Origin of the sequence: Paracoccus nototheniae, from assembly GCF_004335005.1 — a bacterium.
Taxonomy (GTDB): domain Bacteria; phylum Pseudomonadota; class Alphaproteobacteria; order Rhodobacterales; family Rhodobacteraceae; genus Paracoccus; species Paracoccus nototheniae.
This window is the reverse complement of record NZ_RQRT01000093.1, coordinates 1-11,766: the sequence shown is the minus strand read 5'-3', so window position 1 is coordinate 11,766 and position 11,766 is coordinate 1. Positions and strand designations below refer to the sequence as shown.

The window sequence follows — 11,766 nt, the reverse complement described above, 5'->3', positions numbered from 1 at the left end:
CATTTGATGCTTGGGCCCGGTGTCCATCGTGAGCCCGTATCCGGATCCTATCGGGGAACAACCACCCGTCCCAAGTCCGCTGGCATTACAGCCCGGGCGACTCGCTCCCGCGATTACCCCATGTGTGGAAACTCGGCCTTATGGTAGACTTAGACATGGTGGCGGGAGATCGGCATGTCGGGTTTCATCGAAGGCACTGCGCGGGAACAGACGGCTCTTTTTCCAGATCGTCTTGAGGACTGGATTGGCGAGGATCACTTGGTTCGGGTGGTTGATCTGTTTGTTGATGAACTCGATTTGCCTGCGCTCGGATTTGCGCGATCGGCGCCGGCGCGGACGGGGCGACCCGGATATCATCCTGCCGTGCTGCTTAAGCTGTTCATCTACGGCTATCTGAACCGGATCCCGTCCAGCCGGAGGCTGGAACGCGAAGCCGGGCGGAACGTCGAGTTGATGTGGTTGACCGGCCGCCTTGTCCCGGATCACAAGACAATCGCCGACTTCCGGCGTGACAACGGCCCCGGCATCCGCCGCAGCGTCGCTCAGTTCGTAGAGCTGTGCCGCCGGATCGGCGTGCTGAAGGGCTCCTGCGTTGCCATCGACGGGAGCAAGTTCCGGGCCGTTAACAGCCGGGACCGCAACTTCACCAAGGGCAAGATCGCCAGCCGCATCGCCCACCTGGAGGCGGACGTCGAGCGCTACATCGCGGAGATGGTGCGGGTCGATCGACAGGAGGAGGGTGAGGTTCGGGCCGAGAAGGTCGCGCATCTGGCCAAGCGTTACGGGCGTGTCCAGCAGCATATCCAACACCTGCAAGCCATGGGTCGGGCCTTGGCCGATGCGCCGGATGGGCAGATATCGCTGACCGATCCCGATGCCCGCGCCATGGCCACCAGCGCCCGGAACAGCGGAATGGTCGGCTACAATGTCCAGACCGCCGTCGACACCGAGACCCACCTGATCGTCGCGCATGAAGTCACCAACCAGGGTCATGACCGTGATCTTCTGGTGCCGATGGCAAAGGCGGCCAAGGATGCACTCCGTCGCGACGAGATGCATGTGCTGGCCGACAAGGGCTACTTCAGCGGGCGGCAGATCCTGGCCTGCCATGAGGCTGGCATCACTACGACAATCCCGCGTCCCGAGACGTCGGGCAACCGCCTCAAAGGTATGTATGAGAAGGCGGACTTCGCCTATGAGGCCGATGCGGATATCTATCGTTGTCCTGCAGGGGAAGCGCTACCGTATCGCTACACGACCGAGGAAGACGGCTTGGAACTCCGCCGCCACTGGACCAGCGAGTGCGGCACGTGCCTGATGAAATCGCGATGCACGACCGGCAAGGAGCGCCGGATCACAAGGTGGGCGCACGAGCATCTGGTCGAGGCGGCGCGGGCGAGGCTGATCGGACCGACCGAACCGATGACCATCCGCCGAGGCACGGTCGAGCACCCGTTCGGCACCATCAAGGCGTGGATGGGCACGTCCCACTTTCTGACCCGACGGCTGAGGAACGTGAAAACGGAGATCGCGCTGAACGTCCTCGCCTACAATATCAAGCGAATGGTGGCGCTGATCGGGGTCCAAGGGTTGATGAGCGCTCTGAAGGCCTGAAAGGCGCCGCTCCTTGTGGTCTGTTTGCAATTTAGCAAACGCGAGCTAGATCTTCGCGCTTAATGCCCTTGGATGCTGACACGCGCTGACGTTTCCACACAGCCTAAGCCCTTAGCTGCCGTAGAAGCGTCGCCGCGCTTCCTGTTCAATGCTGAGGCGCAACTGAAGATCATTAAGCTTGATCACCTCTCGCTTGCGAGCCTCTTCACCCGTCGTTTCCTGCAATATTAGGGACTGCGCCTCGACGGCTTTCCGCAGTTGAATTTCACGTGGCACCACGCCTGCGTCAGCCATAATGCGAAACCCGATAGCGTCCGCGCTTCCATCACCTTCAATATTTAGCGGTTTCCCGGCGCCTTTTAGGTTATCAAGCTGGCCCTCGGCTTGGGCCTTCAGAATTTGTCGCTCAGCAAGATCTGAAAACTTCATCTTCTGTTCCTTCTGATGACACCGAACACGGCGCCGTACGCTGCGAAACACACCAGTTCCTTTTATACAGAGCGGCGACCTATCAGGTTCAATTTTCTATGACCGTTCCGTCCGCATAGCTGCCGCCAGTGCAGCCTGCGGGCGGCGACTTGAAGAGCCCAACACAGCCGATTGAAATGTTCGTTGTAGTCAGCGACGGTCAGTTCAGGTTCAGACATTTTTTTTACGCCACGCGTTCTGGCTCAGGATGGCTCCCTGCATTCTTGCCTGCTCTATGCGGTGCCGGGATTGCGGCACAAACCATTCCGAGGGCCGCGCCCGTTAAGGCTGCTGTGGTTCCCGTAGCCTCAAGCAGCGCACCAAAAAGCGGCGCTCCGATCATCTGACCAACCGCGATCATCAGGAACGGTAGGCCTATCCCAAGATCGGAACGCGCGGGAAACAGGGTGATGCCCCAAAGAAGCAAAGCCCCACATGAAACGATATAGCCTGCTCCGAACATTCCCATTGCCGCGAAGGCCAGAACAGACGCCCATGATCCGGCCGCAAGGCTTACGAGACCGAGACCCATCAGGACCAATGACAGACGGTTGACTGCAGCAATGCCGAACCTGTCCGTGGCAGCGCCCGTCATCACGCTGACAAGTCCCGCCGTGCCAAGCACCAGCCACGCCAGCGCAATCCGCTGATCGGAGAAATGGAGCTGTTCGCGCAAGATGTCGGCCCCGAAGGTCCAGATCGCAGTGCTGGCCGCGCCCATCAGGGCTGCGGCAAAACAGAGCGATAAGAGCCCACGCGGCCTCATGTCGAAAGAGCCCGGCGATCGTTTTGCACTTTCCTCGCTCGGGATCGCTTGCCAGAGCCAGAAGGTGACAGCAGCTGCTATCACTGCGAAGCCCAAGTACAGCTCGCGCCAAGCGGTCGCGAAGGCCAATGCGGCAATACCCGAAAGCATGATCCCGGCAGCAGTCCCGCCATTGATCACGCCATTCGCCCGCGACCGGCCAGCCTGCGGGATATGCCGTCCCACTGCGGCCGCCAGCGGGGGTGAGGCAAGGCCTGTGCTGATCCCGGCCAAACCCATGGCGACTCCGAGGATGCTGGTCGATCCTGCCACGCCCATAAGGCCAAGCCCGGCGGTCGCGCAAAACCCTGCCGCCACGGCCACTATGCGGGCGCCCCATCTTGGCACCGCCACGAAGGCCGATACGACGCCCCCGCAGTACGCGCCGAAAGCAACGCTGCCAATCCAGCCTGCTGCCACCGTCCCCAAACCAAGCTCAGTCCTGATCTGAGGAAGAAGCAGGCCATACGCGAAACGTGCAAGCCCATAAGCCAGGGCGGTCAACGCAAAGCCGACCGCCACCAGATTGGCCGTACTCGGACCCGGCCGCGTCATTTGGCCCGGGCCTGTGCAAGAAGGATTTCTGCAGCCTCTTTCGCAGGGCCGACCACGTGCGCGCCCACGACACTTGCCGCGGCGGTGGCGCCCTCGAACAGCAGCCAGATCTGGACGGCCAGAGCCTCGTCCTGTCGACCGAGCGATTGCTCGATCCGTCGACCGAACTCGACGAGAAACTCGGTCTTCTGCCGACGCACGCAGGCCACGATCTCTGCATTGCTGCCCGCGTATTCGCCATGAGCGCGCAGCAACATACAGCCGCTTGCCCCAAACTCGTCTAGCCAGACCGAGAGGGCCTCGAAGAGCATTGCAATTCCACCATCTGGCGCCGCCGCCAGTCGGTCCATGAAGGCGCGGTGGCGCTGCTCGATGACGGCCAGAACCAGTCCGTCACGGGATCCGAAATGCTTGTAGAGCGTCCGGGTCGAGGCGCCTGACGGGGCAAGCACGGCGTCGACGCCGATGCCGCGGAACCCCTGCGCCTCGAACGTCCGCATCGCCCCGGTGATGATCTCGTTTCGCTTGTCCATGCAGGTTATGTAAAGCGTTCGTTTTACATGCGCAATGCCAAGTCGCATATGATGCGAAGGTTTCAGCTCGGCATGGGGGCGGTAGAGAGGCTGCAACGCTTCGGATTCAGTGATAGGCAGAAATGTCCCGCATAGCAGACGCCACCGGGAAGCGACTGCCGCTGCATGAAGAGCCCTTACGGACGGTCTAATACTGAGCAGCATGAGGCCACATGAACCGCGCCGGGTCTGCCGGAGACTGATTGACGTTAGTTACGCGGCCATGGCTTCAGTTTCCAGAGCTGCATAGAAGTTGGCCTCGGCTTCTGCGGGCGGGATGTTCCCTATGGGCTCGAGAAGACGGCGGTTGTTGAACATGGCGTAATCGCGGAGCGAGTCGCCCCGGACTTCTGCTAAGATGTGCGAGAGGCTGCCCGCGCTATGATGGGAAGGGGCTCGGGAAGAGCACCTGACTCAGGCAATAGGCGGAGAACACCCATGAAGCAGCATGTCGGACTGGATGTATCGTTGAATGAAACCGCAATTTCCGTCCGGGAGGACGGCATACGAACTTGGCGGGGGAAATGCAGTTCCGATCCCGGGGTCGTCGCAGAGGTCATCCGAAGACACGCACCGCAGGCGGAACGAGTCGTCTTCGAGAGCGGCCCGCTCGCGACCTGGTTCTACCACACCCTGACTTCGGCAGGCATCCCGGCCATCTGCATAGAAGCACGGCATGCCCATAAGATATTAAGCGAAACGCTGAACAAGACGGACGCGAATGATGCAGACGGCCTTGCCCAGCTGGCAGAAGCTGGATTCTACAAGGAAGTCCGCGTCAAGGCATTCAGTTCGATGCTGGCGCGCACGCTGATCGCGATCCGCAGCCAGATCGTCGGTATATCGATCCAGCTGAGCAATCAGATCCGAGGCGTCATGAAGACGTTCGGACTGATTGTGCCGAAAGGCAAGGGACGGGCCTTCGAAGCGAATGTCCGCGCCCTTCTCGACGGAAGGGATGACCTGGCGCGGATCATCCTGCCGCTTCTCGGCGCGTGGCGCGACATGCGCAACCACGTAGCCGAGTTTGACCGGCAGTTGCTTGCCGCCGCGAGGAAAAGCAGGGACGCGCTATTGCTCATGACGATCCCGGGCATCGGGCCGGTGACGGCCCTGTCATTCGCTGCGGCGGTCGAGGACCCGAGCAATTTCAGGAGGTCGCGCTCCGTAGGGGCTTGGCTTGGCCTGACCACGCGCCGATACCAGTCGGGAGAAGTCGACTATAACGGTCACATTTCCCGCAGGGGCGACCGACATCTGCGTAGCCTTCTTTACGAGGCAGCGACGGTCATGCTGACGCGCAACAAGCTCCGGAACGATAGCGCGCTCCGAACGTGGGGCCTGGCCCTGAGGGAACGTATCGGCCTCAAGCGTGCGGCTGTCGCCGTCGCGCGCAAGTTGGCGGTGGTCATGCACAGCATGCTCAAAGCCGGCGAAGCCTTCAGACCAACCGGATGTAATACCGCAACTTAGACCGGGCCAGCACCAGCTGGGACCGGCACATACGCGCTGCGCGCCGCCCTTGCCGCGGACGTGGGTCTGGCCATTCCGATCTGATTGGCTGCAGCTCCCGGATGAGACTGCGTGTTGAACACAGGAAGGCCATGCCTGCGAAGACCATGATGCGGCGGCACATGCCGACCGCGGAGACAACCCTGCTCCCGGCAATTGGCCATTTCAGCGATACCAGCCGAGCATTGCCGCCGGTCCTGCAATTAAGATTTGCGCCGCGTGCCGCCATCCTCGCGGCATGATGAACGTCTGCTGTTCATCCTCTTGACGGGAGGACGGCGATTAGACAACCAGTCCACCCATTCGAGCGTCGCGTATTCCACGGCTTCCAAGCTGCGCCATGGGCCGCGGCGGTGGATGACCTCAGCCTTGAACAGGCCATTGATCGTCTCGGCCAAGGCGTTGTCGTAACTGTCTCCGACGCTGCCCACCGATGGCTCGATACCGGCCTCCGCCAAGCGCTCAGTGTAGCGTATGGACAGGTATTGGGCGGACTCAACCGGTCGTCGCAACACTCTGCTGATGGAGGTTGCGATGACGACAGGCAAACGAAGATCCAAACAGTCGACGAGGCGCAAATTGCGCTCACCAGGGCGGCCGGGAGTGGCAAGGCAATCGGAGCGGCGCCGCTTCTGGTCCCTGATTGCCTTGGGTCTCTCCAGCGAGGACGCTGCCGCCCGGACCGGCATCTCGCAGCCGGTCGGAACACGGTGGTTTCGAGAGGCTGGCGGCATGCCCCCTTCACATCTGGCTCCATCCGCGGCGGCACCGTCCCGGCGCTACCTGTGCCTGGAAGAGCGTGAAGAGATCGCTCTGCTCTTGGTGCAGAATGTCGGCTTGCGTGAGATTGCACGCCGTCTTGGCCGCGCGGCGTCGACTATCTCGCGGGAGATCCGTCGCAATGCCGCCACACGCTCCGGCGGGTTTGAGTATCGTGCGACCACGGCCCAGTGGCATGCCGAGCGCTCGGCCGAGCGACCGAAGGCCGCAAAGCTGGCGACGAACGCGGGTTTGCGGCAGTATGTGCAGGACAGGCTCTCCGGCCATATCTCGCACCCGGGTGGCTCGGTCGTTGTTGGCCCGCCTACAGCCTGGAAAGGCCGGCGACATGGACGGCGGCAATCGCGTCGGTGGGCCAAAGCCTGGAGTCCCGAGCAGATTGCCGGTCGGTTGCGCATCGACTTTCCCGGGGACGAGACCATGCGGATCAGTCACGAGGCCATCTACCAAGCGCTCTACATTCAGGGCCGTGGCGCTCTGCGCCGTGAGCTGACGGCGTGTTTGCGCACTGGTCGAGCGTTGCGTGTGCCCCGTGCCCGGACTGCCGGCCGAGGAAAATCCTTCGTGACATCCGACATCATGATCAGCGAGCGCCCCGCCGAAGCTGCAGATCGTGCCATCCCCGGCCATTGGGAAGGCGACCTCATCATCGGCCTCAACCGCTCTGCCATCGGCACGCTGGTTGAGCGGCAGACGCGCTTAACGCTGTTGCTGCACCTTCCACGGATGCCAGGGCATGGTGACGGACCACGCGTGAAGAATGGGCCGCCACTTGCGGGTCACGGTGCCGAGGCCGTGCGGGACGCCATCGTGCGGAGCATCGTACATCTGCCGCGCCATCTTCGGCGTTCGCTGTCCTGGGATCAGGGGGCTGAGATGGCCCGTCATGCTGAACTGACCGTCGCCGCTGATCTGCCGGTCTACTTCTGCGATCCTCACAGCCCATGGCAGCGCGGCACAAATGAAAACACCAATGGCCTGCTGCGCCAATACTTTCCGAAGGGAACCGATCTTAGCTTGCACGGTCCTGATGACCTCGAAGCTGTTGCAGCTGCGCTCAACGGGCGTCCGCGCAAAACCCTCGGCTGGAGAACCCCGGCAGAGGCACTGGACGCGCTGCTCAAGAACGCCGAAACTGACCATGTTGCGACGACCGATTGAGTCCGCCTTGCGAGCCCCTGTCGCTGTGGTGAACCAGCCCCATGCCCTTTCCGGGGCGGCGATCATGCACCGCCTGTTCCAGGGCGTCGAGAACGAACCCCGCATGCGCCGAGCTGCTGACGCGCCAGCCAACGATCTTGCGGGCATAGGCATCGATAACGAAGGCGACATAGACGAAACCCTTCCAAGTGGCGACATAGGTGAAATCCGACACCCACAGCATGTTCGGTGCCGGAACACGGAACTGGCGGTTCACCTTGTCCAGCGGACACGGCGCCTTTTTGTCGGGGATCGTCGTCCGATGCGGCTTGCCCCTGATAATGCCTTGAATACCCATGCTCTTCATCAGCCGCGCGACCGTGCAGCGGGCGACATCGAAGCCCTCGCGGCGCAGCTGGTGCCAGATCTTGCGCACGCCGTAGACGCGCCAGTTCTCTTCGAACACACGGCGGATCTCGGGGCGCAGGGCTTCATCGAGGCGGGCGCGGTCCGAAAGGCGAGCTGGATCAGCCCGCTTCGCCAGATGATCATAGTAGGTGGATGGGGCGATCGGCAGCACGTCGCAGATCGGCTCGACCCCGTGCGCATCCCGGTGCGCATCGATGAACCCCACCATCACTTCGACCGGCGGTCGAGTATCCGTCTTGGTCAAGGGCGCTCCGGCTGCCAGTCGCGGCCGTCGCGCAGCAAAGTGTTCGCAAGAACCACGATGCGCCGCATGACGGCAGTGATGGCAACCTTCCTCGCCTTGCCGGCCTCCAGGAGCTGCCGATACTTGTTGCGGAAATCCTGATTGAAGCGGATCGCGACGAGCGCGGGCATGTAGATTGCTCGCCGGATCGAGGCCCTTCCGCCGGTAATCCGCTCCTTGCCTTGCCACTTGCCGGACTGCTGCGTCATGGGCGCGAGCCCGGCCAGAGCGGTGATCTTCTTGCTGTCGAGATGGCCCAGTTCCGGCATGTCGATCAGCATGGTCGTGGCAGTCAGGCGACCGATCCCGGGGATCGTCGTCAAACGACGGATGCGCTCTTCAAGGGTGCCGCGCTGCTTTGCGATCTGCGCGATTGCCTCGTCCAGCGCCCGGATATCGGAACCAATGTCGTCGATGCGGCGATGGATCTGCTCTCGCACAAGGGGATTGATCGCCGTGGCAAGTCTGGTCTTCGCAGTGACCTGATCCTTGACGAGGGCCCGCCGCGCTGTCAGCAACTCCCTGAGATCATGAACATCTTCACCCTCGATATCTTGAGGGGCCAGATCGAGCACCACACCCATACGCGCCAGCATCCTCGCGTCAACGCTGTCGGTCTTTGCCAGTCGACCAATGGCTTGTGCAAATCGGCGCGCCTGCTTTGGATTGACTTTGATGAAGGGCCGCCCTGCCAGGCTGAGATGTCGCTCGAGGCCACGATGATAGGCGCCGGTCGCCTCGAAGACGATCAGCGCACCCTCTTCCTCTCCAAGCCAGTCGCACAACTGGCCGAAGCCTTCCTCCGTGTTCGGCAGACGGCGCGACTCAGATCGCGAATGCCAGAATGCGTCGAGACGGTCTTTCGAGACGTCGATGCCGATGGTATCCTTGGCCATCTTTTCTTTCCACCTTTGCTTGTCGTTCGGGCCCGAAGCCCACGTATCCGTTCAGGTCGTTAGAAAAGACGGGGGCTCGTCAAACTCGACCGCGGTCCTGCAAGACCAAGCTCCGCACGACGCCACCCCCGCCGCTGCCCCGCAGTTTGCGGTGCCGGGCAGCGACTCCCTTTTGCCTCAGGAGCCACGGATTCCATAAGACAAGCTCCGCCATCGCAAAATACGCTGACGCCTTGCGAAGGATCTCGTTCGCCTGGCGCAGCTCGCGGTTCTCGCGTTCCAGCGCCTTCATCTTCTCGGCCATCTCGCTGGAGACGCCCGGACGTTTGCCGCTATCAACCTCGGCCTTCTTGACCCAATCGTTCAGGGTCTGCGGCGCGCAGCCGATCTTCGATGAAATCGACAAGACCGCCTGCCAGCGCGATCCATGCTGGTTCTGATTGTCTAAGACCAATCGCACCGCGCGTTCACGCACTTCCGAAGAAAACTTGTTCGTTGTCTTGCTCATGATGCTCTACCTTACTCAGGAGTTGGAGCCTCCGGCAAACCCGGCGCGGTTCAGATCGTACCTGCCCCAATAGCTAAGGCCCTGACCGGCGCCAGTCGCGCGGCCGTTCAGCGCAACCTCGCTTGGATGGAGGAACAGGGTCTGATCCGGAAGATGACCGGGCAAGGGCGGTATCGAATGTGGCGCGCGGCGATCTGAAATTGTCAGCGACCTCAATCGTTTTGGCCTGTCGCATCGGGACGAGTACAGCTCTGCGTATGCTAAAACTTTTGGAGAAGGCGTTTTCGATAGACTAAGCTGGCGTGCGCGCAGGGCCCGATTTCCGTGTTATCCACCAGACAACGGCAGTTATGACGACAATCGCTGCGCTCGGCGCCAAGTTGAGAACACTACCGGCAATCTCGCTACGGCCATTAAGGGCCCCTCCCAGATCAAGGTGGAGCGTCGTGGCGAGGACAAGAGCGCTGACGTTGTAGACACCATGCAGCACAACGGCGACCTCCAAGCCTCCTGTCCTCCAGGTTATGATCGCCAGTGCGGCGAACAGCACGAGATATGAACCCAAGATGTAGGGGTCAAGACTGCCATGCATAAGCGCAAATAGGACTGTCGTGAGGATGGTTCCGAGGATTGCGCCGGAAAGAGAGTTACGTGTCCAACTACCCACAACGCGGAACATAAAACCTCTCACTCCATATTCCTCACCAGCGGCTGCCAGTGGAACGAGTGTCATGCCGATGACGATGAACGCGGTCAGGTCGGCCGCGCTCCAAGGAATGATGATATCCGGTGTGTAAAGAATGCCGATCGACATAACGATCAGAATGAGAGGGCCAAAAGCAAGCAACGAGCGGCCAAATACCCCGAACCGGAATCGTCCTGAGATCGAATGCAACGAGCTTGCGGGAACCCCGTAGAACCAGCGCTGGAGAAGCATGCTGTAAGGAACAAGCAGAAGTAAAGAGAACGCTCCGGCAGCATGCTGTAGCGGCGTGAAGCCTGTCCGTCAAAGAACCTGGGTGTCGATCGCCGTGGCACCTGCGAGGCAAAGCTGTGCAAAAAGAACGAGGCCGGCAAATAATAAGATGATTGCGACGAATCCGCGGATGATCTGACGCTTATCTCCCGCATAAACACGGTGGTATTCCACGTCTGTAGGCACTTGGGGCGCCCGAACAGTTCTGTCTGGTCGAAGGAGCCAACTCTCTCCCTGATCCGCCATGTTTATGGAATTTTGCATGTAGCTTATCAACGTACCGCCTCCCATCATAAGAAGACTGCATACTGACCGCTAGGATTGCGTGAACATGGCACGGCTGGAGATCACAATCTAAGATGAAAGTCGCATAGCCCGAGGAGCCTGGCATGGCCTCGCTACCGAGGCGTCGTTTGACCCCGCCGATGGTTCCGCCGCCCATTGCCGGGCGACGAGTTATCTTACCGTTATCTCGGTAAGTCGGAATCCCGCTCCGTGGCGGCCTGTTCGGCAGCCCATGCCCCGGCCGCTTCGACGGCGACGGACGAAGTTGTCGGCAGGACGCTCAGATAGCTGTCTGTCTGATCAACCGGCAGGGTCGTCGTTTGCGTCATCCGATACAGCGCGTATAACGCGATCGCGGCAAAGAGCGCCCCCAAGACCGGCCAGAAAGCAAAGGGGCCGAAGACCTGCATGGCCCAACCTGTTACCATACGGCCGGCAATAGCGCCCAGTCCGAAGGTGAAAACCAGACCGCCCGACGCGGCAGGCATATCCTCGGGCGACAGTGCGTCGTTGGTATAGGCTAGAAACAGCGCATAGAGCGGCGTGGTCACGCCTCCGGCAAAGAAGGCAGCCGCCATTAGCGGCGCCAGCGCGCCCCCCGTGATCCAGCCCGCCGCGCAGGAGGCCGAACCCAAAGCTGCTGCGCCAAAGATCAGCTGGCGACGGTCCATTCGGTCCGACAGCCAGCCAACCGGATACTGCATCACCAATGCGCCCGCGAACAGCATGGCGACAATAGCGCAATCTGGGTGGTGGTCATGCCGATCTGCGTGCCGAAGACCGCGCCCATGCCGGACTGGGTCGCATAGACGCTGCCTAGGGTCAGGATGCATTGATTTCCGTTTCGCGGCGTGATTCACGGCCCAGAAACGGAGCGGTGACATGAGCGACCTTTTCTGGCTGACTGCCGCGCAGATGGCACGCATGGCCCCCTTTTTTCCAA

At 61.2% G+C, this 11,766-nt stretch carries 8 protein-coding genes, 4 pseudogenes and 1 other annotated feature; of the genes and pseudogenes, 3 read left to right on the top strand and 9 right to left on the bottom strand.

All coding sequences use genetic code 11. The features are described 5' to 3' along the window. Positions 1-174: 174 nt before the first annotated feature. Entirely contained in the window at positions 175-1,614 is a 1,440-nt protein-coding gene (locus EG885_RS20265; RefSeq protein WP_131578268.1) for an IS1182 family transposase, read from the top strand. A gap of 111 nt (positions 1,615-1,725) precedes the next feature. Here EG885_RS20265 and EG885_RS20260 read toward each other — a convergent pair whose 3' ends face one another. From EG885_RS20260 to EG885_RS20250, 3 genes are all read right to left on the bottom strand, one after another. Continuing rightward, positions 1,726-2,043, bottom strand: coding sequence for a DnaJ family domain-containing protein (locus EG885_RS20260; protein WP_131578266.1), 318 nt, complete (start codon positions 2,041-2,043; stop codon positions 1,726-1,728). 223 nt (positions 2,044-2,266) lie between these two features. Continuing rightward, complete coding sequence (locus EG885_RS20255; protein WP_131578264.1) at positions 2,267-3,442, bottom strand: MFS transporter; 1,176 nt, start codon at positions 3,440-3,442, stop codon at positions 2,267-2,269. Next, positions 3,439-3,975, bottom strand: coding sequence for a TetR/AcrR family transcriptional regulator (locus EG885_RS20250; RefSeq protein WP_131578262.1), 537 nt, complete (start codon positions 3,973-3,975; stop codon positions 3,439-3,441). Before EG885_RS20250 ends, EG885_RS20255 begins: the two co-directional genes overlap by 4 nt. Before the next feature lie 477 nt (positions 3,976-4,452). On the opposite strand from EG885_RS20250, the gene EG885_RS20245 reads away from it, so the two are divergent. Beyond that, on the top strand, positions 4,453-5,487 hold the full coding sequence (locus EG885_RS20245; protein WP_131578260.1) for an IS110 family RNA-guided transposase: 1,035 nt from the start codon (positions 4,453-4,455) through the stop codon (positions 5,485-5,487). A 242-nt stretch (positions 5,488-5,729) separates the two neighbouring features. Here the strand turns inward: EG885_RS20245 and EG885_RS20240 are convergent. Then, positions 5,730-6,017 (bottom strand): annotated as a pseudogene (locus tag EG885_RS20240) (integrase core domain-containing protein); the annotation flags it as partial. A 43-nt stretch (positions 6,018-6,060) separates the two neighbouring features. On the opposite strand from EG885_RS20240, the gene EG885_RS20235 reads away from it, so the two are divergent. Then, complete coding sequence (locus tag EG885_RS20235; RefSeq protein ID WP_207392353.1) at positions 6,061-7,467, top strand: IS30 family transposase; 1,407 nt, start codon at positions 6,061-6,063, stop codon at positions 7,465-7,467. Positions 7,468-7,474: 7 nt separating this feature from the next. Here the strand turns inward: EG885_RS20235 and EG885_RS20230 are convergent. From EG885_RS20230 to EG885_RS20210, 5 genes and pseudogenes are all read right to left on the bottom strand, one after another. Further along, positions 7,475-8,101 (bottom strand): annotated as a pseudogene (locus EG885_RS20230) (IS3 family transposase); the annotation flags it as partial. Further along, positions 8,009-8,126, bottom strand: a sequence feature (AL1L pseudoknot). It overlaps the preceding pseudogene by 93 nt. Next, complete coding sequence (locus tag EG885_RS20225; RefSeq protein ID WP_131578256.1) at positions 8,116-9,054, bottom strand: IS110 family RNA-guided transposase; 939 nt, start codon at positions 9,052-9,054, stop codon at positions 8,116-8,118. It overlaps the preceding feature by 11 nt. Before the next feature lie 217 nt (positions 9,055-9,271). Then, positions 9,272-9,562 (bottom strand): annotated as a pseudogene (locus tag EG885_RS20220) (transposase); the annotation flags it as partial. A gap of 292 nt (positions 9,563-9,854) precedes the next feature. Then, positions 9,855-10,499, bottom strand: coding sequence for a CPBP family intramembrane glutamic endopeptidase (locus EG885_RS20215; protein WP_207392352.1), 645 nt, complete (start codon positions 10,497-10,499; stop codon positions 9,855-9,857). A gap of 506 nt (positions 10,500-11,005) precedes the next feature. Beyond that, positions 11,006-11,652 (bottom strand): annotated as a pseudogene (locus EG885_RS20210) (MFS transporter); the annotation flags it as partial. Positions 11,653-11,766: the final 114 nt, after the last annotated feature.